This is a genomic window from Pedobacter kyungheensis, from assembly GCF_000812965.1.
Taxonomy (GTDB): Bacteria; Bacteroidota; Bacteroidia; order Sphingobacteriales; family Sphingobacteriaceae; genus Pedobacter; species Pedobacter kyungheensis.
This window is the reverse complement of sequence record NZ_JSYN01000022.1, coordinates 30,486-55,170: the sequence shown is the minus strand read 5'-3', so window position 1 is coordinate 55,170 and position 24,685 is coordinate 30,486. Positions and strand designations below refer to the sequence as shown.

The following is a 24,685-nucleotide window of genomic DNA, read 5'->3' as shown; positions in this document are numbered from 1 at the left end:
AAGCTTTTTTCACCACCTCAGACACCTAAGAGCATTTGAGCTTTAAGTTTTGGTCTTTTTGCTTTGAGCCTTTTCACCACCTCAGACACCTAAGGGCATCTAAGCTTTTCGCTTTGGTCTTTTCGCTTTAAGCTTTTTTCACCACCTCAGACACCTAAGGGCATCTAAGCTTTTCGCTTTAGTCTTTTTGCTTTAAGCTTTTTTCACCACCTCACACACCTTAGGGCATCTAAGCTTTTAGCTTTGGTCTTTAAGCTTTAGTCTTTCCTAGTATCCAAAAATCTGCTCCAGGCTTAATTTTGTTACCGGACCAAATTTATTTAAATCGGCCATGTTGATTTTCTTTTCAGAAGCAACGATACAATAGCTGTAAGGTTTACCCGAAAGGTTATTCTGGTGGAACGATTTTACATCTGCAAAAGTAAGTGGTTTCAGGTTAGCGTATTCATCGATTCTTGAATCATGATCGAAACCTAATTTTTTATCTGCAAGGTAGCTGTAAATGATACCATCTTTAGTAATACGGCTGGTCTCCATACCATTCAACGAGTTGGTTTTAGAAAGCGCGAAAGATTTATCAGACTCTGGTAAAGTAGTTAATAACTCGTTCATGCCTGCTACTGCCTCGTTCATTTTATCAGCCTGTGTACCTACGTAAGCAATAATGGCATTTTCTTTATCCTTGCTGTTTGGAGAAGAATATACCGCGAAAGTAGAATAAGCCAACGCTTTAGATTCGCGGATGGTTTGGAATACTACCGAACCCATGCCACCACCGAAATAGTTGTTAAATAAAGCAATTTTTGCAGCATTAGCCGGATCATATAAACCAGCATTGCGTACCCAGCGGATTTCCGCCTGAACCATATCGTAGTCTGCAAAGTAAACTTTGTTCGAATCGGTTTTGGTGTAGGTAAATTTCTTTATTGGGGCAGCATCTGTAAATTCTTTAGCCAAAGGATGTGCTTTCACAATATCGGCAGAGAAAGCTGCAAGTGTTTTAGGACCGTAATAAGTAATGGTGTGTTTGTAATTGGTTAGATTATGTAAGATGTAAATCAGATCAGCTGATTTCATGTTTTTAATCTCGTCATTGCTTAAACCATAATTGAAAGGGTTAACTGCACCATATTGTGCATAACTCATTAAACCACCAAGAATTGATGATTTGTTTAGTTTTGCATTCTCTCTTGATTTTAATAAACGTCCTTTTAAGTCTTCCAGTGCTTTTTCGTTTGGTTTGCAGTTAGCCAGAACATCTTCTACCAAAGCAACTGCTTTCTCAAAGTTTTCCTGTAAGCCACTTATTGAAACGGTAGTTACATCGGTAGCCACGTTAACGTTATAGCTGCAGGCAATGTTGTAAAAAGCTTTACTGATATCTTCTGCCGAGTATTTATCAGTACTTAAAAATGAAAGGTATTGCGCTGCATAAGGCAATAATTTGTAATTGTAAGAACCCATATCAAAACGGTAACTCATGCGGAAAATGCCGTTTTCGGTATTCTGCACAGCAATTACATCGGCAATGCCTGCTTTACCAAAGTTTAGGTCTTTGGTGTAATCTAAAAACTTAGGTGCAATTGGTTTTACAGGAGCAGCAATAATGTTTTTAGTAAATGGAGAAACCTCGTTTACATTGGTTTTAACGGCAGTAATGGCAGGTTTTTCTACTTTTATAATGCTTTTGTCTTCGCCTTTGTGTTTTAGTACAGCTACATAGTTGTTAACGAAAAACTTGTTGGCAAAATCTACGATTTCCTTTTTGGTAATTTTGGCCATAGCATCAGTAGAAGCTAAAGTTTTATCCCATTCAGTACCACGGTTTTGGATAAAGGCATTCATAGTTGCATCCGCGCGTACGTCGTTATTATCGAAACCTTGTAGTTCAGCCAGTTTAATGTTGGCCACAGTAGCTTTAATCAGGCTTTCATCAAACTCGCCTTTTTTAAGTAATTCTACTTGTTCTAACAATAATTTCTGTGCTTCTTCTAAACTTTGTCCCGCTTTTGGCGATCCCGATAAAATGAATACACCGTAATCTTTCATCGAATTATAACCTGCACCTGCACGCAACATTTTTTGTTGTTTATTAATGTTGATATCCATTAAACCTGCTTTGCCGTTAGATAAAATACTACCGATTAAATCTAACAATAAGCTTTGGTGGGTGTTTTGAGCAAAACCTCTGTAGGCAACGTATAAATTTTCGGCACTTGGACCATAAATATCAACAGTTTGTACCTGGGTTAAAGGTTTTTCGGGAGCTGGATTGTAAAGCGTAAATGGCTTTGGAACCATGTAGGCAAAATCTTTGTCGATTTTTTTAATCAGTTCATCATAATTAATATCACCCGACATGATTAAGGCCATGTTATTCGGCACATAATATTTGTTGTAATATTTTCTGATTTCTACCAATGAAGGATTTTTTAAATGCTCAATGGTACCAATGGTAGTTTGCTGACCGTAGTTGTGTGTAGGAAACAAGGCATAAAGCATTTTTTCGTACATTTTACGTCCGTCGTTATCCATACCAATGTTTTTTTCTTCGTATACCGCCTCTAATTCGGTGTGGAAAATACGGAAAACCGGTGCACGGAAACGTTCTGCCTGTACAGCTAAAAACTTATCGATGGCGTTTGATGGAAGATCTTCTTCGTAAACAGTTTCTTCAACCGAGGTATGGGCGTTTGTAGAGCCACTTCCGATTGCTTTCATCATCTTGTCGTACTCGTTTGCAATTGAGTAGTTCGAAGCTTCACCAGAAGTTTTATCAATCTCTTTATAAATTTCTTTACGTTTTTCCGGATCGGTAGTTTTATTATAAACTTCGTAAAGTGATTCGATTTTATCTAAAAGCGGTTTTTCTTTAGCATAGTTTAATGTTCCAAACTTATCGGTTCCTTTAAACAAAAGATGCTCTAAATAGTGCGCCAAACCGGTATTGGTGCGTGGGTCGGTATTGCTACCCGCCCTTACTGCCATTTTGTAGGTAATGTTTGGCTCTTTGTTGTTTTGCGATAAAATTACTGTTAAACCGTTTTTTAGTGTGTAAAAACGTGTTTTAGTTGGGTCGTTGGTTACATATTTATATGTAAAGCCGCCCGAAGTTCCTGTTTTCCATTGATAGGTGGTCTGTGCTTTTGCAATAGAACCCGTAATCAGAAAACAAGCCAATGTAAATAGTTTGAATTTCATTGAAATGGTTTTGGTTTATGATCATGCGCTTGTATTTTAGTTTTTTATGATCTGATAAAATACAGCATTCATTTTTAATAAGTTATTTGTTCAAATATATATGCTTTCCGCTAGCTTATGAAATACTTTTTCATTTCAGAACTAAATAAACAGGAATAAATGATTTTGGCATATAAAGTAAGTTTATTGTGCCTTGAATTTATAATCTGTATTTTTACCGGCATGACAAAGCAGGGCACAAAACCGAATATTTTAGTTGTAAACGATGATGGAATTACAGCTACAGGTATAAAGAATTTAATGGAAGTAATGCAGGAGCTGGGCAATGTGGTAGTAGTTGCTCCCGATAGCCCGCAAAGTGGCATGGGCCATGCCATTACCATTGGCAAACCCATCCGTTTTGATAAAGTTGAGCTTTACGAAGGCGTTGAAATGTATAAATGCAGCGGTACACCTGTTGATTGTGTTAAAATTGCCGTTAATAAAATTTTTAAAGGCAAAAAACCTGATTTATGTGTATCCGGAATTAACCATGGTTTAAATAATTCGGTTAATGTGCTGTATTCGGGTACCATGTCGGCTGCAGTTGAAGGTGCTATTGAGAAAATTCCATCTGTGGGTTTCTCTTTGGATGATTTTGCCGCTGATGCCGATTTTAGTCATACCAAACCTTTTATCAAAAATATTTGCGAACAGATACTTGAGAACGGCTTGCCCGAGGGCACTTTGTTAAATGTTAATTTCCCTAAGGGGGATGATTTGAAGGGTGTTAAAGTTTGTCGTCAGGCCAATGCCAAATGGATGGAAGAGTTTGAAGAAAGAACCGATCCTTATAAACGCCCGTATTACTGGCTTACCGGCGTTTTCGAAAACTTTGATAAAGGAGAAGATACCGATGTTTGGGCTTTAGAAAACGGTTACGTATCTATTGTTCCCGTGCAATTCGATTTAACGGCGCACCATGCAATCCAAACACTTAATTCCTGGAACTTTACAGCCGGAAAGGGCTCGTCTAAACAGGTTGGCACAGCAATAAAAGTTTCGGCACCTGATGGAATTAATTTAGGTTAAGGCTATTTTGCTGTCATGAACGAACAGTTAAAGAAAATAAACAACTCGGTTTGGGCTGGTCTGGTCATTGGTTTATTGTTGCCGGCTTTCCTTTGCAGTATGGCCTGGTATATCATTCACCATGTGGCTTCTTTGGCAAAAGCCGATTTGCTTTACATTGGTGGTATTGCCATAAATGCCTATACCATGCAGTACTTTTTTAAATACAACAGGGAAAATATAGGGCGGGGCATTTTGGCAGCTACATTTTTATGTGCCTTTGCTTTTTTTGCCTATAAAGTTTTTTAAATGATGGAAAATGGAATAGGTAAGATGAATGGGGGTTACCTTATATCTGCCATTATCCATCCACATCTTACATATAACCTATGAAATACTACCTTGTAGCCGGAGAAGCATCGGGCGATTTACATGGCGCAAATCTGATGAAGGCCTTAAAAGCCGAAGACGGTGATGCTGTATTCCGCTATTTTGGTGGCGATAAAATGGCTGCAGAAGGAGGGGAACTGGTAAAACATTATGCCGATATGGCTTTTATGGGTTTTACTGAGGTTATTTTTAACCTGCGTACCATTTTTAAAAACCTGAAGGCCTGTAAGGAAGATTTGCTGGCCTGGAAACCTGATGTATTAATCCTGATCGATTTTCCGGGTTTTAACCTCAAAATTGCCGAGTTTGCCAAGGCACATGGTATAAAAGTTTGTTATTACATTTCGCCAAAAGTTTGGGCCTGGAACCAGAAACGGGTACTTAAAATCAAAAGGATTGTAGATCACATGTTTTGCATTTTACCTTTTGAGGTCGATTTTTACAAAACCTGGGGCATGCAGGTAGATTATGTGGGCAACCCCTTGCTGGATGAAATTGCACAGTTTACACCAGATCCGGCTTTTCGAGAAAAGCACCAATTGGGAGATCAAAAAATTATAGCCTTATTGCCTGGTAGCCGGAAACAGGAAATAGAACGCTTACTGCCGGTAATGCTAAGTGTAGTCGAAAATCATAAAGACTATACCTTTGTAATTGCTGCTGCACCAACTTTTACTGCCGAATACTATCAGCAGTTTATGGGGGATAAAAAAGCTGCTCTGGTTTTTAGCAATACCTATAATCTTTTGTATCAGGCACATGCAGCCATAGTAGCTTCGGGAACAGCCACTTTAGAAACTGCTTTATTTAAAGTACCACAGGTGGTGGTATATAAAGGCGGTGCCATTTCTATTGCGATTGGCCGTTTGGTGATTAAAATTAAATTTATTTCGCTGGTTAACCTCATTGTAAATAGAAAGATCGTAACAGAACTGATTCAGGAAGATTGTAATACACAAAAGATAAACCAGGAGTTAGATCTGATCATTGAAGGCACAGGTAGAAGCGAAATGCTTAACGGTTATGACGAGCTTTTGGGGCTTATGGGGAAACCAGGCGCATCGGCAAAAACTGCTCAGCTGATTAAGGGGTATTTGAATTAAATTATTCACTTGTGTTAAGCAGATCGTCATTCCCAACTTGATCCGATATATCAGCTTTAAGATTGCCGCTTTCGCGGGAATGACGATTTTTCTCACATAACTTGTCGTTAGTAGGAATAAATAAGGTGTATGATAGCTGGTTTTTCACATTATTTGATGATTATTCAAATAATTTAAGATAATTATTCCCTCCTCTTTCTTTCTAAAACGATTAACATAAAAAATGTTAAATTGCGTCTTTTAAGTTGCCAAAAATTTAAAAACTATAATTTTTGTTTAGTTTTGAAATATTAACCTAATAGAACTCCCCAGCACATGAAATCGCTTTCTATCAAAGACATCGCCGTTAAAGCAAACGTATCTATCACTACAGTTTCTTTTATCATTAACGGAAAAGCAAAAGAGAAGTCGATTAGCGAGGCGGTAATAGAAAAGGTAGAGAAAATTATTGCTGAGAGTGGTTATAAACCCAATCAGATTGCACGGAGCCTGCGTACCGGAAATTCTAATATCATTGGTTTAATTATCGAAGATATTTCCAACTCCTTCTTTTCGCGTATAGCAAGGCTGATTGAAGATAAAGCATACAAAAGGGGTTATAAAATTATCTATTCGAGCACCGAAAACAGTGTAGATAAGGCGAAAGAGCTGATCAATATGTTTAAATCGCGCAAGGTCGATGCTTATATCATTTCGCCTATCAAAGGGATTGAAGAAGATATCCAAATGCTCATGAACGATGGCAATCCTGTTATTCTTTTTGACAGGAACCTGCCCGACATCAGTACCAGTTATGTAGGTGCAGATCATTTTAATGCTTCTTATCAATCCATCAAAAATTTTATCGATCAGGGTAAAAAGAACATTGCTTTAGTTACCATCGATATTAATGTAGCCCAAATTACCGAACGTTTGGAAGGTTACAAAAAAGCACTTGAAGATAGCGGCATTGAATATAATGAAGACCTCGTTTTAAAAATCCATTTCAACCAGGAAGAAAATGAAACCATTGCCCAGATTCAGAAATTATTGCAGCACAAAGCAGTAGATGCAGTATTGTTTGCAACCAATTACCTGGCTATTAGTGGTTTAAAAGCTTTAAAACAAATCGACAAAAAAATAGGAGACGATTTCGCCGTTATCGCTTACGATGACCACGAAGCCTTCGAACTGCATACCCCACGCATTTCGGCCATTCAGCAGCCTTTGGAAGAGATAGCTGAAACCATTATTAAGATGATCTTAAACCAGCTTTCTTCAAAAGCTAAACTGCCTGCAGAAGAGGTAATTATCCCCGCCCGTTTAGTACTCAGAGACTAACAGCAAGCCGGTCTGTTGTCGATTGTCATATTTTTTTTACTTACTAAAACGTTTTATTAATAATTATAATGCTTAATATTGATGCGCTAAAACGTTTTAGCCTTGCCGGATTAAATTTTTATGAGCATTACACCAATTCCCTGCTGATTATTAAGGGATTGTATCAAGCACAGGTATGAGTCTTGTCATCGCGATTTTCTGTGGTTATCCAATCAAACCTTAATTACAACAATAACATACATATCGGGCACTAGCCCTGTCTGGTTATCGCTCTCGCAGATAAACAACCAGAAAACAATAACTAATCAATTATAATTAAAACAAAACCGTTAATGAAAATTAATTTACTCAAAATTACGGGGCTGTCTGCTGCCATTGTGCTGCTAAACAGTCCTGCGTTTTCGATGCATCCGGAGTGGGAAGGTACACGGAGGTTCTTGAATGGAAACGTGCCCGCCGGGCGTATTCAAGCGCAAAAAAATGTAACCGGAACCGTTGTTGACGATAGTGGGCTGCCAGTACCGGGAGCGGGAATTAAAAACCAAAGTACCGGCAAAACAACTGTTACCGATGCTAACGGAAAATTTGTAATCGAAGCGAGTGCCGGACAAGTACTTCGCTTTACCTATATCGGTTACGAAACACAGGATATCACTGTTGGAGAATCTTCAGTAATTAATGTAAAACTTGCTGTCTCTAAAAATACCAATTTGCAGGAAGTAACTGTTGTGGCTGTTGGTTACGGTACACAACTGCAAAAAGAGGTAACTTCGGCCGTTGCGCACGTTGGATCTGAAGATTTCAGACAAAGTGGCTCAAGAAATGCATTGGATCTGATCCAGGGTAAGGTGGCAGGTTTAAACATTAGCCGTAGTGGTTCTAACCCTAACTCTGGTGTTAATGTGCAGCTCCGTGGTGTAGTTTCAATTACAGGAAGCACCAGCCCTTTGTTTGTAATCGATGGTATACCAGGGGGAAATCCGGATCTTTTGCAGCAAGATGATATCGAATCTATCGACGTTTTAAAAGATGGTTCAGCTGCTGCAATCTATGGTTCGAGCGCCAATGCGGGGGTAATTCTGATTACCACTAAAAAAGGTAAAGCTGGTCCGGCTCAGTTCAATTACTCTGGTTATGCCAGAAAGGAATATTACAACCAATGGTTAGATTTCTTAACACCGGCAGAATACAAAGAAAAAATTGCCTCTGGTGAGATTAAACAACAGAATTTCGGAAGTGAGACTGATTTCGTTGATCAGTTGATAAACCATGATAATCTGACTCAAAACCACAATTTCAACTTTAGCGGAGGTACTGATAAAACCAGTTACAGGGCCAGTATCAACTATCGCGATTTGCAGGGTATTGCCAAAGAAAACAGCCGCGAAGAGTATACTTTAAGGTTTAACATTAACCAAACCGGTTTAGATAACAGATTAAAAATTCAGGCGAATTTGGTAACCAACTTTAACAAAGCCAATTTGCTTGGTGGTGGCGGTTGGGAAAGTGAGCAAACCAAAAACCCTACTTTATCTAACTATAATCCGGATGGAAGCTATCGTTTCGATTTGACCAGTACCAATGAGTTCGCCCGTTTGGCTCAGGAAACTTCTTACCGTAAGCAACAAACCAGTTCTGCAGATGTTAAAGCCGATTTAGACATTGTAGAAGGTTTAAAAGCTTCAATTTTTGGTTCAGTAACCCGCGATAACCGTTACGATGGACAATATCGCCTAAAAGCAAGTGAAAACTCAATAGAGAACACAGACTTTCCAGGCGGTGGTTATGCTTATAAAGGCGATTACCTATCGCAGGCATGGGCTGTAGAGCCAACTTTGCAGTACACTACCAAAATTGCTTCTAAGCATAATTTAACAGGCTTGCTGGGTTATAGCTACCGTTATTTTATGGAAGAGAGCTCAAGTGCATCTAACCGTGGTTTTATTAATGATCTTTTTCATGAGGATAATCTCGGACAAGGTGCCGCATTAGGTGTTGGTAAAGCTTCAATGAGCAGTGCTAAAAATGATAACACCTTAATCGCTTTCTTTGGTAGGATCAATTATAACTATGATGGAAAGTATTTGTTAACCGCAATTTTAAGACGTGAAGGTTCATCACGTTTTGGTGACAATAATAAATGGGGCAATTTCCCGGCAGTGTCAGGAGCTTGGAACATCACTCAGGAAAACTTCATGAAAAATATCCAATGGGTAAATAACTTAAAGTTAAGGGCTGGCTACGGTGAAACTGGTAACAGTGGTTTCTCAAACAATGCATCGAGGGTAACACTTGGTGGCGGTGGTCGTTATTTATATCCGGATGGGCAATACCTTGAAACCTATGGACCTAACAGAAACCCAAATCCAAATCTGAGATGGGAGACTAAAAAAGAAGCTAACATTGGTTTAGATTTTACTTTGTTTAAGAGCAAACTTACTGGTACAATCGATTTATTTAAACGTACCACCAAAGATTTATTAGATACCTATACTTCTCCTCAACCTCCTTTTGTTCAAAATCAAATCTACACCAACGTAGGTACGCTTTCTTCTAAAGGTATAGAGCTTGCTTTAGGTTATGCTGCGGTAAATACCAAAGATTTTAGATGGAACATTGATGTGACGGCAAGTACTTTGAGTAATAAATTAGATTCTTACTCAAACGATGAGTATAAAATTTTATATAAAACATTTGGTGGAATTGGTGGAGCTGGTGCCCTTGGTGATGCAATTGTAACTTACGAAGGTGGTGCTTTAGGTGAATTCTGGGGTAAAAAATTCGCAGGATTTACTGCCGATGGTAAATGGTTATTCTACAACAGAAACGGCCAGGCTGTTCCAAATGCGCAGATTAACAACTCAAGGGATAAAAACGTTACCGACCTTCAGATGATCGGAAATGCGATCCCTAAATACTACGCATCAATGATGCACGATTTCAGGTACAAACAATTTGATTTACGTGTTTTCTTAAGAGGTAAATTCGATTATGATATCTTAAACAGAAATGCACTTTCTTATGCTAACAAAACATGGTCTGGTAACTTGTTGACCAGCACTTTCGATAAATATAGCCAGATCAACGATACTTATATGTATTCTGATTACTATTTAGAAAAAGGAAACTATGTTAAGCTGGATGAGGTAACTATTGGTTACAACTTCAAATTAAAAACCAAATTAATTAGAAACATGCGCGTTTATGCAACCGGACAAAACTTAGCAACCATTACCGGTTACACAGGTAGTGATCCTGATTTTATTGCCGATAACGGTACCGGCCCGGGGGTAGATAACAGTGGCGCATATCCAAGTACCCGTTCTTTCTTGTTTGGATTAAATATTGGATTTTAAAGAGTAGAAAAATGAAAAATAAATCAATCATATATGGTGTGCTGGCAGGCGTACTAAGCCTAACAAGTGCTTGTACCAAGCTGGATGAAAACGCATACGATCAATTATTAACAGATAATTTTTATAACAATAAAACTGAGGTTTTATCAGCAGTTTTAAGACCTTACACACACGCTAACGCATGGGTTACTCCATCTGGTCAGGATGGCTGGTGGCGTTTAGCTGAGCTTTCGGGCGATCAGCTGGCATGGCCAACAAAAGGCCGCCATGGTGAAGATGGTGGTAAATGGAAAAGATTGCACTACCACACCTGGACAACCGATGAAGCAGGAATAAACAACGCCTGGTCTTTAATGTTTTGGGGTATGGGCTTATGTAACGACCCGATTGGGAATATAGAGAAAAGAGATATCGGCCAAATGGGGATTACCCAGGCAGAAAAAGATGCCTTTCTTGCTGAATTGAAATTACTTAGGGCTTTCCATTATTTAAAATTGATGGATTTGTTTGGTAACATTCCAGTAGTTACACAGGTTGGCACGCCAGTAAAACCGGAAACGAAATCGCGCAGGGAAGTATTTAATTTTATCGAATCGGAAATTAAATCGAACATTGATAAAGCGCCTAAACTTTCGCGCAGTATGCTTGGGCGTATGAGTCAGGCTGGTGCGTATGCCATGTTGGTAGAACTTTATTTAAATGCAGAAGTTTGGACCGGAACTCCACGTTGGGATGATTGTATCGCAGCTGCGAATAAATTGATTGCAGGAGATGGGGGAGCTCAAAATGGCACAATGCAATTAGATCCAAACATTACTGATCAGTTTAAAACTACCAACGATTTATCTAAGGAAGCAATATTTTCGATTGCATACAATTATTCAATCGCTAACTTCCAGCCATCATGGCCAGGAGAATTCTATCACTTTAAACAGCAACAGATTTATGGTGGTGGTAGAAATGGTAACGATGGTATTGTGTTAATCCCAGGTGTTTTTACTACATACGAAGATGCCGATTTAAGAAAAAGAACCTGGCTTTTAGAAGGCCCGATGTTTCAATTCGTAGCACCAACACAGCCGGTTCTGGCTTCAGAAGAATACAACGGATCGCAATTGGTATTTGTAGATAATATCCGTAAGAACAAAAGCGGTTCTACTGTGAGTAACATGAGCGAAGGCGAAGAAAATTCTGGTGTTCGTTTTAACAAATATAAATTGGGCAACCAGTTTGCAGGCCCGGGTGGTGTACCGGCTATTGACCCGAATTATAACAATGGTGACTGGAACATTTACCGTTTAACCATGATTTATTTTGCCAAAGCAGAAGCCATTATGCGTAAGAATGGGGGAGTAGCTACAGCAGAAGCTGTACAGTTAATTAATGATTGTAAAAAACGTGCATTTAGTGATGCAGATTTTGCTACGCGTGCTTATACCACATCATCTTTAACAATGGATGAGTTGTTGGCTGAAAGAGGAAGAGAATTTATCTTCGAAGGAATGCGAAGAGATGACTTAATCCGTTTTGGAAAGTTTACTACCGGTACATGGTGGGATCACACTCCAACGGTTGCTACAAAAGCACTCTATCCAATTCCTCAGGTTCAACGTAGTTTGAACGGAAACTTAACCCAAAACCCTGGCTACAATTAATAAATAGTTTAGGTATAGGAGAGCGCCGCATCATAATCGATTATGATGCGGCTTCTTTTTTTCTAAATATTTTGTATTGTATTTATCTCCAAAATAGTTTGCTTTCGGATTAACATTATGTAACCTATATGTTACGAAATAAAGAAGTTGAAATTGCACTTTTTTTCACTAATATTGATTTAGTAAAACGTTTTACTTTGTTTAGGCTTTTACAACCCGAAATCCATTTTTAAACCAACACCATCTTTCGCTCCTTAATCAGGTCTGGCATAAGATATTTGGTAGATAAATTGGTAAAACGTTTTATCAACCACAATGAACCAAATATTAATTTATGAGAAAACTTTCCTTACTAACACTTTGTCTTTTGCTTAATTTTATCGTTAAAGCACAAGATAAAGCTCCCGCTTATCCCTTAATTACGCACGATGCTTATTTCAGCATTTGGTCTTTTGGCGATGGCCTTACCAATTCTGCTACCAAACACTGGACCGGTAAGGAACAGTCATTACTGGGGATTATTAAAGTTGATGGAAAATTGTACCGTTTCTTAGGTGAGGAAAGTAAAACATTCAAAACCATACTTCCAGCTGCTGATGAATCGAAATATCAGGCAAGCTACAGCTTCGATAAACCACAGGAAGGTTGGGAAAGCAACACTTTTAACGATGCTGACTGGAAAAAAGCTGAGGCACCTTTTGGCGATGATGAACGCGCAAAAACAAAATGGACCACGAATGATCTTTATTTCCGTCGCACCTTCGATCTGAACAGTGTTTCTGCTACTAAAAAATATTTAAAGCTTAATCACGATGATAATGTAATTGTTTACTTAAACGGTAAGGTTATTTACAGGAAAAACGGCTGGGTTTCTGATTATGCTTACCTCCCAATCGAAAACGGAGTGTTGCAAAAGGGCAAAAATGTATTGGCAATCTACGTTAAAAATACAGCCGGTGGTCGTCATTTAGATGCAGGTATTGTTGAAGAAGAAACCTCAGAGATTAAAACAGATGTAGCCAAACAAACCCAGGTAAACATTCAGGCCACCAGTACACAATATACTTTTAGTTGTGGCCCCGTAAATTTAAAGGTCGATTTTACCTCGCCTTTACTGGCCGGCAATATAAAATTAACTGCCCGCCCCATTAGTTACATCAGCTATGCCGTAAATGCAACCGATGGTAAAACACACCAGGTTGATGTTTATTTTAGTGCTTCATCAAACATTGCGGTAAATAATCCTGCCCAACCCGTTTCGGCCTGGAAAAGCACCAGCAACAATTTATCGCTGTTAAAAACAGGAACTGTAGCGCAACCTGTATTGAAAAAACGTGGCGACGATGTGCGCATTGACTGGGGTTATCTCTACGTTGCTGTTCCTTCAAAATTTAAAGCTATTCAGTTTATCGGCACGCCAAACGAAAGTCTCAAAGCTTTACTATCGGCTAAATACCCAGCGCAAAGCCAGATATTAAATACCAAAAACTTAAGCCTGAACAGTGTGATTCCTTTTGGCACAGTTTCTTCTGCTGTGGTAGAGAAATATGTGATGTTGGGTTATGATGATTTGAAATCGATAGAATACTTTGGCGAAAAACTATTACCCGTATGGCGACAAGCTGGTGGAGGGCACTTTGAAGATCAACTTGCCGAAGCCGCTGCACAATACCCTGCATTAAAAGCCGAATGTGCAACATTTGATGCTAAATTATATGCCGATGCTAAAAAGGCTGGAGGTGTTGAATATGCAGACATGTGTAAACTGGCTTACAGGCAGGCCATTGCTGCCCACAAAATTGTTTATGCACCAAATGGCGATATTCTCTTCTTATCCAAAGAGAATTTTAGTAATGGTTCAATCAACACGGTTGATGTTACCTATCCTTCAGCACCACAATTTTTAGTCTATAACCCCGAGTTGTTAAAAGGTATGCTAAATGGAATTTTCTATTATTCGGAAAGTGGCAAGTGGAAAAAACCTTTCGCTGCTCACGATTTGGGCACTTATCCATTGGCTAACGGACAAACCTACGGTGAAGATATGCCGGTAGAAGAAGCAGGTAACATGATTATTTTAACTGCTGCCATCACCAAAGCAGAGGGCAATGCCAAATATGCCGAAAAGCATTGGGAAGTAATGTCGGTATGGGCAAACTACTTATTAAGAGAAGGATTTGATCCGGCAAACCAGCTTTGTACCGATGATTTTGCCGGTCATTTGGCCCGCAATGCAAACTTATCGGTAAAAGCAATCGTAGCATTGGGTGCTTATGCGCAAATGGCCCAGGAATTGGGTAAAACAGATGTTGCCACTAAATACCGGACTGCGGCTTTACAAATGGCACAGAACTGGATGAAAATGGCAGATGATGGCGACCATTATGCCTTAACCTTTAACGATAAAAATACCTGGAGCCAGAAATACAACCTGGTTTGGGATAAACTCTTAAAACTTGATCTCTTTCCAAAAGAGGTTTATAAAAAGGAAATCAATTTCTACTTAACCAAACAAAAAGATTTTGGCTTACCGTTAGATAGCCGCAGAACCTATACCAAATCGGATTGGATCATGTGGACAGCCACCCTCGCAGATAATGATGCCGATTTCGGGAAATTTATTAGCCCGGTATATCGTTATGCAACCGAAACCCAAAGTAAAGTGCCGCTAAGCGACTGGCACGAAACTACCAATGGCAAAATGACCGGCTTTCAGGCCAGGAGTGTAGTTGGGGGCTATTTCATTAAGATGTTAGCCGATAAATGGGAAATTAAATAAAACTTTTTAAACCAGCATAGCCTGCAGTGTAAGCTGTAAGTAATGCTGGTTTTTTTTATACAGCTAAAAAAGCGCAAAAAATAAACACACACACAAACAATGAAAATTAAATTAATCGCATCCGTTCTGTTTTGCCTTTCTGCCAAGGGGTTATTGGCACAGCAAAAAGACTGGGTACAGTATGTAAACACTTTGCAGGGAACCAACTCCAAGCATGAGCTGACCCGTGGCAACACTTACCCCACAACCGCATTGCCTTTTGGCATGCACACCTGGACACCCCAAACCGGCAGAAATGGCGACGGTTGGAAATACCAGTATTTTAAAGATAAAATAAGGGGTTTTCAGCAGGCACACCAGTGTAGCTCATGGACCAGAGATTATGCTGTATTTTCTTTAATGCCAATGGTTGATGAGCTGGTAGTTGATGAAAACAAACGTGAAGCGAAATTTAGCCATAACAATGAAATAGCCAAACCAAACTATTATAAAGTAAAGTTCGAAAACGACATTACGACCGAAATTTCACCTTCAGAGCGGGGGGCACATCTGCGTTTCAGCTATCCGAAAAGTAAAAGAAGTTTCCTGGTTTTGGATGGTTACAACCGGTTAAGCGGCGTACAGATTTTTCCCAAAGAAAATAAAATTACCGGTTGGGTAAATAACGGCGAAGGATTTAAAAGAGGCTGGAAAAGCTATTTTGTAATCCAGTTCGATCAGCCCATTAAATCATACGGCACCTGGGAAAACAAAAACAATACCGTTTCAGCCGATTCTACCATGGCCGAGGGCTTAGGCAAAGGTGCCTTTGTACAGTTCGAAGCCGGAGCAAAAGTACAGGTTAAAACGGCTTCGTCTTATATCAGTTTAAAACAAGCCGAACTCAATTTAAAAAGAGAACTGGGTAGCGATAAAACGCTGGAAGATACCAAAGCAAATGCCGCTGCGGTATGGAATAAATCACTTGGTAAAATTGAAGTTGAAGGCGGTTCTAAAGCCGATATGGAAACTTTTTATTCTTGCTTTTTCAGGGCAAGCTTGTTTTCGAGAAAGTTTTACGAGCTGAATGAAGCGGGTAAACCATACTATTTTAGCCCTTACGATGGCAAAGTGCACGATGGCTATATGTTCACCGATACCGGTTTTTGGGATACTTTTCGTGCACAATTCCCATTAAATACATTGGTGCAACCCGAAATGCATGGTCGTTATGTGCAGGCTTTACTCGATGCTTATCAGCAATGTGGCTGGTTGCCCTCATGGTCTTTCCCGAGCGAAGCCGGAAGCATGATCGGAAACCATGCCATTTCGTTATTAACCGATGCCTGGGCAAAAGGCATCAGAACATTCGATCCTAAAAAAGCATTGGATGCCTATTACCACGAAGCCATGAATAAAGGGCCTTGGGGACCTGCAAATGGTAGGGATGGTGTTAAAGAATACAACGAACTGGGTTATGTGCCCTATCCAAAATACAGAGAGGCAACGGCTAAAACTTTAGAATACGCTTACGATGATTATTGTGCTTACCATTTAGCCAAAATGATCGGTGATAAGCGCTATATGGAGGTGTTTGAGAAACCCATGTACAATTACAAAAACGTTTACGATGCTTCTACTCGTTTTATGCGCGGTAAAGATGCAAGCGGAAAATGGTCACCAAATTTCGACCCGACAGAGTGGGGTGGGCCTTTTACCGAAGGCAACGCCTGGCATTATCACTGGTCGGTTTTTCAGGATACCAAAGGTTTAATTGACCTGATGGGCGGATACCAGAATTTTACCAGTAAACTCGATTCTGTTTTTAGTGAGCCCAATAAAGTAAAAGTAGGTACCTACGGTGGCATGATACACGAAATGACTGAAATGGTGATGGCTAATATGGGGCAGTACGCCCATGGCAACCAGCCTATACAGCACATGGTGTATCTGTACAATTATGCCAACCAACCCTGGAAATCGCAGTTTTATGCCCGTGAGGTGATGCGTAAACTTTACGATGCTACCGAAAATGGTTATCCGGGTGATGAAGACCAGGGGCAAACCTCATCGTGGTACGTGTTAAGTGCATTAGGCTTTTATAGCGTAACCCCAGGCACAGGCGAATATGTTTTGGGAAGTCCTGTATTCAAAAAAACGACCATTAATTTAGAAAATGGTAAAAAATTCGTGATCGATGCAGCAGCTAATGATGCGAACCATGTTTACATTAAATCGGCCACCCTTAATGGTAAAAACTTTACCAAAAACTTCATCAATCACAGCGATTTGTTGAAAGGAGGGTTGCTAAAATTAGAAATGAATGTTAAACCTTCGTTAAATAGAGGGTTATTAGCTGAAGATAAGCCATTTTCACTTAGCAAATAGATAATGATTTGCTACTTTTGCAAATTATTAAAAAGTACGAAGAACAATAAAGAAATATAAAATATAGAATGGAAAAGCCTGTTGCATTAGGTGTAGATATTGGCGGCTCGCATATTACGGCCGCATTGGTGGATTTAGAAACAAGAACTTTGGTGAAAGATTCTATCAAGCGTAGCCCTGTGAATTCGCAGGAGAGTAAAGAAGTGATTTTATCGGCATGGTGCGATATTATCGATAAGGCTTTTAAAAATGTTAAAAATGGCGTTCGCAGTGTAGGTATTGCCATGCCAGGTCCGTTTAATTACAGTGAAGGCATTTCGTTAATTAAAGAACAGGATAAGTTTAAATCACTTTATCAGATTAATGTTAAAGAAGAACTTTCTAAAAGATTGGATATTCCTACTGATCATATTCATTTTATAAACGATGCAGCAGGCTTTTTACAAGGAGAGGTTTTTGCAGGCGCAGCCAAAGGAAATGCAAGTGTATTGGGGCTAACATTGGGTACCGGTTTAGGTTCATCGCTTTGCCTCAACTATAAAGCCTTTGATGCTGACCTCTGGAACTCAGCGTTTTTAGACGGAATTGCAGAAGATTACTTATCTACGCGCTGGTTCGTAAAACGTTTTAACCAACTAAGTGGTAAGGTGGTGGCAGGGGTTAAAGAGCTGGTCGAGATTGTAGAAACCGATCACCATGCAACCATGGTTTTTATGGAATTTGGTAACAACCTGGCGCAGTTTTTAATTCCGATTATTAAACAACATAAAATTGATACCGTAATTATTGGTGGCAATATCGCACAGTCGTTTAATGCCTTTGCACCTGAACTAATTGCCACACTGAAAGGAAATGGCATCGAAACGGAAATAAAAATATCGGAACTGAAAGAACATGCAGCCCTTATTGGTGCCGCAAGTTGCTGCGATTTAAGCTTAATTTAAACTTCTGCTTAAAAAATGCAACTAATTTGATTTTAACTACAGAATTAACGATTTTTTATCAATTCTGTAGTTAATTTTTCTCTTTTTTCTCCCTCATTTCAGGTTGGTTACGCAATATCGGTGTTCAGGTTGTATCTTCTAATGCTAAGTAGGTGATGAATCACATTTTTAGCGCTTTTATTTAAAAAAAAGTCAAAAATAATTTTGGAATTGCAAGAATATGCTTATAATTGTTTAGTTAAACGTTTTAGTTGTGCTTATAGGGTTGTTCCTCCCTGGCACTCAATCTTTTATCGGCCTTAGCAAGAAGTTTTAATAGCATTGAAGCTTTTTTTTATAAGGGTTTACTAAAACGTTTTAGTTTAATAAAAAACATTATCTGTTCATTTAAAAGCAAAGGAGTGCCTATAAGAAGAAAATTTACATCACCATCATTATTTATCGTTCTCAGCGAAAAACAAACAAACAACCAAACTAAACAACCAATAATACCAAACAAAAAAACGACTAAACCAACTTTAGCCGTTAACTGGCAGGCGCTGTGCTTCTGGTACTGAAAAAGGAGGCAGAGTTTAACTAAGCTAAATGCCTGGAAGTATCTCGTATACAGTACCAATCTGAGTAACTGGCATTATAGGTCAGAAAATAATCAGAAACGAGTTCTTGCCTGGGCTATTGGAATTGGCAGTTAAACTATTGTACAATTTACTTCCCCTTTAATCAATGCGCTATACTGTTTATTAAACTGCCGCAAACTATAACACTTTTACTAACTAATAAACCTTAAATTAATTATGACTGTTTTAAAAATGACAAGGGGCGCTGTCGGGCTATGCTTAGCTGCAGTTTTACTTCTTGGATGTGGTAAAGAAGAATACCCTGCAGTGGATCTTTTTACCTGGAAGGCCAAAGTCGATGTGACGGCAAAAGCTGCACTCACGGTTAACATCGAAAATTCGGGTGGCGCATCGGCTGGCGAAGGATCTTTAAAGTTGATTGATAACGACATCAACTCAAAATTCCTGATCAATCCCTATCAGGCAAGTCTTTACATGCAATTAACTTTCCCTTCAGCTCAGCAAGTTGCATCTTATACTTTAACATCCGGTGGCGATGCTCCTGACAGGGATCCTAAAAACTGGAAACTAAGTGGTTCTACTGATGGTAGCAACTGGGTAGACCTCGATACCAGAACGGGCGAAACATTTTCGGGCCGTAACTTAACCAAAACATACAACTTCAAAAATAAGGTATTGTATAAATATTACAGACTTAGTGTTACTTTAAATAATGGTGGTTCTTTATTCCAGTTATCAGAGTGGAGAGTAATTGAGGTACCCGAGGAACAACAATAATCGATTTCTGTAAATCAAGACAGATCAAAATTTATTCGTCCACACTAAATGGATGGGCTATAATTTTCAACCAACCAAACAGACCAATAACAGTATATCTGTTAAAATAAAAAATTTATGATGAAAAAAAATACAAATTTAACTGGGGGCAGGCTCAGGCTTAAAAATTGTGCTTTTAAGGCTGTAGTTTTTACACTAGCCCTAAGCAGTGGTTTTTATGCAACGGCTCATGCTGCTGCTGTTAATATAAACACTACCGTTTCAATCAATCAATCAAAGGCTGATATTGTGATTCGCGGTATTATTAAAGATGAGGCAGGTTTGCCACTGCCTGGAGCTGGCGTAAAAGTAAAAGGCAGTTCTACAAGTGCTGCTGCCGATGTTAATGGAGCCTTCACCATTACTGTTCCAAATCAGGATGCTATTTTAATTGTAACATACGTAGGTTACGATACAAAGGAAATTCCTGTCGGCACGCAAACCACGTTGGATATCCGGTTAAAAGAAACAACCGGTGCTAACCTGCAAGAAGTGGCAATTGTAGGATTTGGAACACAGAAAAAAGAAAGTCTGGTTGGTGCGCAATCATCGGTTAAGGCCGACGAATTAAAACAACCGGTTTCGAGTATGAGCCAGTTATTGGCTGGTCGTATCCCTGGTGTGGTAAATGTATCCAGAAATGGGGAGCCAGGTGCAACCGGATCTGATATTTTCATTCGCGGTATATCGTCGCTAACATCAGGCGACAGAGGTCCGCTTATTATTATTGATGGGGTACCTAACCGTAATTTAAATGATATCAGCGTATACGATGTTGAAAACTTCACCGTATTAAAAGATGCTGCTGCAACGGCGGTATACGGTATTCGTGGTGCCAATGGTGTAATCTTAATTAACACTAAACAGGGAAAAACAGGGTCGCCGCGAATTAATGTAGAGTATTATGAAGGGATAAGTCGTTTTACCAAAAAACCGCAATTGATTGACGGGGTAGATTACATGAACTTAGCTAATGAGGCCAAGTATTCTGATTATTTAAGGGGAGGTGCAGCAGGCGCTTTTACCCCTGCATATTCAATAGATGCCATTCAAAAAACTGCCGCAGGTACCGATCCGGTTCTTTATCCAAATGTGAACTGGTTTGACGCCATCTACAACGATTTTGGTAGAAACAGATCGGCAACTGCTAATCTTTCGGGCGGCGTTAGCAATGCCAAATATTATGTTTCGTTAGGCTATTATGGCGAAGACGGATTGTTTAAAACCGATGAAGCGGTAAATTCAGCTGTTAAGCAAAATTTTAGCCGTTACAACGTAAGCACCAATTTAAACTGGGATATCACCGGAACTACTAAAATGGATTTGGGTATCAAAGGTATTTTGGCACAAAGTAACTATCCAAGTAACTTAGGGGCACAAGATATTTTTAGTCAGGCTTTCCTGATCAACCCAACTTCTTTCCCTGTTCTTTATCCAAATGGTAGTTTACCAGGTATAAGTCCACAGGCTGATCAGCGTAACCCTTACGGAGATATTACCAGAAACGGCTACAGAGTTGGCTATAACAATCAGTTGTATTCTAATCTTCGTTTAACTCAGGATTTAAAAGAGCTAACCCCCGGTTTGTCGGTTACTACAATGTTCTCTTTTGACGTAAACAACAACAATTCTATAGCCAGAACGAAACGTGAAACGATATACAGGATAAACCCCAACGATCCTTACCTCGTTGCAGGAAATCCTGCTTCAGGTTATAAATATGGTTTGGTATTGCAGGGACAGGATTTCCTGAACTACGGTATCGGAAATGGTGGTGATAAAAAAATGTATTTTGAGGCCGCTATTAACTATAACCGTACATTTGGCAAACATGCAGTAACTGGTTTGTTGTTATATAACCAAAACGATAATACAACACCATTTGCAGGTAATTTAACCCTTTCTCTTCCATACCGCCTGCAAGGTATCGCCAGTCGTGCTACTTATGCTTACGACAATAAGTATTTCTTCGAGTTTAATGTTGGTTACAATGGTTCAGAAAACTTTGCACCAGATAAACGTTATGGTTTCTTCCCGGCATTGGGTATTGGTTGGTTATTGTCAAGCGAGAAGTTTTTTGAGCCACTTAAAAATGCTTTTCAGATGGTTAAATTCCGTTATTCTGATGGTATAGTAGGTAGTGGCGGCAGTGGTGCTGGTTACGCGGGTAGCGAAGGCGACCGTTTCTATTATTTAACAAAAGTGGGTAGCGCAAGTGGTTATACATTCGGGCAAAACGGAAACATTTCGCCAGGTGGTTTAGGCGTAACCGCTTACGGAGTAGATGTAACCTGGGCCGAAACACGTAAGCAGGATTTAGGATTTGAATTAAAAACACTAAACAACAACTTATCATTAATTGTCGATTTCTTTAAAGAAAGAAGAAAGGATCAGTTTATACAAAGAGGTACTGTTCCAAATTATATTGGTTTAGCAAACACCCCAATTGGTAACCTGGGTATTGTAGAAAATAAAGGTATTGATGGTACTTTACAGTACGATGCGCAGTTTGGTAAAGACTGGTCGCTTAATTTAAGGGCCAACTTTACTTTCAATAAAGATAAGGTGATTGAAAATGATCAGGCACCAAAGCCTTATCCGTGGATGGAACAACGTGGCTTAAATGTATTGGCTGCTACACGCGTGGGTTACATTGCAGAGAAATTATTTGACAGCCAGGCAGAAATTAATGCAAGTCCGACACAATTTGGAACGCTAATGCCAGGCGATATTAAGTACAAAGATTTGAATGGTGATGGCAAGATCGATTCATTCGATCAAACTGTAATCGGCAGAGGTGATGTGCCAACTACAACGTATGGTTTTGGTTTTTCTTTAACCTATAAAAACTTCGATTTTGGTTTGTTCTTTCAGGGGCAGGATAATGCAGATATTTTGTTAAACATTCCATCATTTGCCAATTCGGGCGGTTTGGGTAATATGCTGGCCGTTGCTGCCGATCGCTGGACTACCACCAATCCTCGTCAGGATGCAGTTTACCCGCGTTTATCTTATGGAGGTACCAACAACAATAACTATCAGTCAAGTACCTGGTGGAAACGGGATATCAGTTTCTTAAGATTGAAAAATGCGGATTTAGGTTACACCCTTAAAAATGGCATTAAATCTTTAGGCGTTAAGCGCTTAAGGATATATGCAACTGGCTACAATGTATTTACCATCAGCAAATTTAAGCTTTGGGATCCTGAACTGTTAACCAACAATGGTACCAGATATCCGCTAACATCTAATTATTCTTTAGGTCTTACCGCTAATTTTTAAAATAAAAGGAATGAAAAAAATATTAATATATACCGCCGGAGCATTACTTATTGCAGGTAGTTATGGCTGTAAGAAATTTTTAAATCAGGTACCTGATGATCGGTTAACTTTCGATCAGATGTATCAGAAAAAAGCAACTGTTGACCAGGCTTTGGCCAATGTTTATTCAACGTTACCCGATCAGAATCAGGATCGTTCTGCCTCTGCAAGCGGGAACATAGGCCCATGGACGGCAGCTTCCGATGAAGCAGACTACACGTTACCCAATTTTACTGAAAATGTGAATTCAGGTGCCTGGGATGCAACCAGCGGGCAAGTAAATTACCACTGGCAAAATTATTACCGTGGCATACAGGCAGCCAGTTCATTTATGGCCAATGTAACGAAATGTACCGATTGTAATATTGGGGGTATCGACATTGTAAATCGTTATTATAATGAGGCAAGAGCACTAAGAGCCATTTATTATTACTATTTAGTAAGGCAATACGGACCTGTTGTTTTATTAGGCAATGATCCAATTGCTTCAGACGCGCCTTTAGCCGAAATCAGTAAGCCACGTAATTCGATGGATGAGTGCATTGACTATATTGTAAGCGAATTGGAAGCCGTTAGCCAAAGGCTGCCAGCTACGCCACAGGCTAATGAAGATTATGGCCATATTAATGCCGCTGTAGCCGACGCCTATAAAATAAAAGCGTTATTAACCGCTGCTCGCCCGTTATTTAATGGCAATACAGATTATGCCAATCTTAAAAATCAGGATGGTAAACAACTGATTAGCCAGACCTATAATGTGGCAAAGTGGACAAGACTTGCAACAGCTGCAAAAGCATTTTTAAACAATCCTAATTATTCTGGCTACGCATTATATACGGTTGCCGCAACACCGTCAGGTTTACCAAATACTGCATTTAACAGGGCGTTTATAGCCACAAGGGATGTGTTTTTGAATGGCTGGAATTCGGAGGTTATTTTTGGTAGAGGTGGCGATGTAACGTTCTATCAATATTCGTTAGCCCCTAACCACAGTGGTGCCTCCGGTGGAGATAAAGGTGGCTCTTTCTTGTCTCCATCTCAACAGTTAGTCGACGCATTCTTTACTGCAAATGGTTTGCCAATAGAAAGCGACCCTACTTATTCGGCAAATGGAACTTCAAGTTATCAGGCACCAGATCCGAATGATCAGGGCGTTAGCAGAAACATTAGTAATATGTATGTTAACCGCGAACCACGCTTTTATGCTGATATTACCTACAGTGGCCGTAAATGGATAAACCCATCATCAAATATTGTTACCAGTTTTGAGTTTAACGGTAATGCAGGTAAAAGTGCTATTGCTAATAATGATTATACTAAAACAGGCTATACGTCCAGAAAACATTTAACTGTTGCCGGCTGGACAAGTGGCAGAACAATTTTTACCGTAATCAGACTCGCAGAAATTTACCTGGATTATATTGAGGCTTTGCAGGAATCAAATCCTTCTGATCCGGATATTTTAATCTACCTAAACAGAATCCGTACAAGAGCCGGTATCCCGGTTTATGGAAGTGGTGGTTTGCCTGTGCCAACAGATATGAAAGATGCCATCCGTAGAGAGAGAAGGGTAGAACTGGCTTTCGAGTTAGATCGTTATTTCTATACCAGGGAATGGAAAATTGCAGAAACAACTGATACCCAGATTAGGGGATTAAATATTACGCAAAATGCCCCAGGATTTTTCATTCCGGTTGTAACTGAAAACAGGGTTTTCCAAAAGAAACACTATTTGTGGCCAATACCAAGTGGCGAAATCCAAAAAGTACCTGTAATTGTGCAAAATACAGGTTGGTAACACCATT

The 24,685-nt window shown here is 39.4% G+C and carries 13 protein-coding genes; 12 read left to right on the top strand and 1 reads right to left on the bottom strand.

The annotated features are described in order from the left end of the window. Positions 1-267: 267 nt before the first annotated feature. On the bottom strand, positions 268-3,201 hold the full coding sequence (locus tag OC25_RS18060; protein WP_039478933.1) for a M16 family metallopeptidase: 2,934 nt from the start codon (positions 3,199-3,201) through the stop codon (positions 268-270). Positions 3,202-3,423: 222 nt separating this feature from the next. On the opposite strand from OC25_RS18060, the gene surE reads away from it, so the two are divergent. From surE to OC25_RS18000, 12 genes are all read left to right on the top strand, one after another. Then, the gene (gene surE / locus OC25_RS18055; RefSeq protein ID WP_039478985.1) at positions 3,424-4,272 is read left to right on the top strand and encodes a 5'/3'-nucleotidase SurE; all 849 of its coding nucleotides are present in this window, start codon (positions 3,424-3,426) and stop codon (positions 4,270-4,272) included. A gap of 15 nt (positions 4,273-4,287) precedes the next feature. After that, positions 4,288-4,560, top strand: coding sequence for a hypothetical protein (locus tag OC25_RS18050; RefSeq protein ID WP_039478932.1), 273 nt, complete (start codon positions 4,288-4,290; stop codon positions 4,558-4,560). 80 nt (positions 4,561-4,640) lie between these two features. Further along, entirely contained in the window at positions 4,641-5,744 is a 1,104-nt protein-coding gene (gene lpxB, locus OC25_RS18045; protein ID WP_039478931.1) for a lipid-A-disaccharide synthase, read from the top strand. Between the two features lie 315 nt (positions 5,745-6,059). Beyond that, on the top strand, positions 6,060-7,064 hold the full coding sequence (locus tag OC25_RS18040) for a LacI family DNA-binding transcriptional regulator (protein ID WP_039478930.1): 1,005 nt from the start codon (positions 6,060-6,062) through the stop codon (positions 7,062-7,064). Between the two features lie 332 nt (positions 7,065-7,396). Then, a complete protein-coding gene (locus tag OC25_RS18035) occupies positions 7,397-10,420 on the top strand; it encodes a SusC/RagA family TonB-linked outer membrane protein (protein ID WP_245222052.1) in 3,024 nt (1,007 codons plus the stop codon). Positions 10,421-10,431: 11 nt separating this feature from the next. After that, on the top strand, positions 10,432-12,075 hold the full coding sequence (locus OC25_RS18030) for a RagB/SusD family nutrient uptake outer membrane protein (protein ID WP_039478927.1): 1,644 nt from the start codon (positions 10,432-10,434) through the stop codon (positions 12,073-12,075). A 334-nt stretch (positions 12,076-12,409) separates the two neighbouring features. Continuing rightward, a complete protein-coding gene (locus tag OC25_RS18025; RefSeq protein WP_039478925.1) occupies positions 12,410-14,854 on the top strand; it encodes a glutaminase family protein in 2,445 nt (814 codons plus the stop codon). 99 nt (positions 14,855-14,953) lie between these two features. Beyond that, positions 14,954-17,221: a GH92 family glycosyl hydrolase gene (locus tag OC25_RS18020; RefSeq protein WP_039478923.1), complete on the top strand. Its 2,268-nt coding sequence runs from the start codon at positions 14,954-14,956 to the stop codon at positions 17,219-17,221. 68 nt (positions 17,222-17,289) lie between these two features. Next, complete coding sequence (locus OC25_RS18015) at positions 17,290-18,165, top strand: ROK family protein (RefSeq protein ID WP_039478922.1); 876 nt, start codon at positions 17,290-17,292, stop codon at positions 18,163-18,165. 794 nt (positions 18,166-18,959) lie between these two features. Beyond that, positions 18,960-19,520: a discoidin domain-containing protein gene (locus OC25_RS18010; RefSeq protein WP_052266297.1), complete on the top strand. Its 561-nt coding sequence runs from the start codon at positions 18,960-18,962 to the stop codon at positions 19,518-19,520. 117 nt (positions 19,521-19,637) lie between these two features. Beyond that, complete coding sequence (locus OC25_RS18005) at positions 19,638-22,841, top strand: SusC/RagA family TonB-linked outer membrane protein (RefSeq protein ID WP_245222050.1); 3,204 nt, start codon at positions 19,638-19,640, stop codon at positions 22,839-22,841. Between the two features lie 10 nt (positions 22,842-22,851). After that, entirely contained in the window at positions 22,852-24,678 is a 1,827-nt protein-coding gene (locus tag OC25_RS18000) for a RagB/SusD family nutrient uptake outer membrane protein (RefSeq protein WP_039478919.1), read from the top strand. The last annotated feature ends 7 nt before the right edge of the window (positions 24,679-24,685 follow it).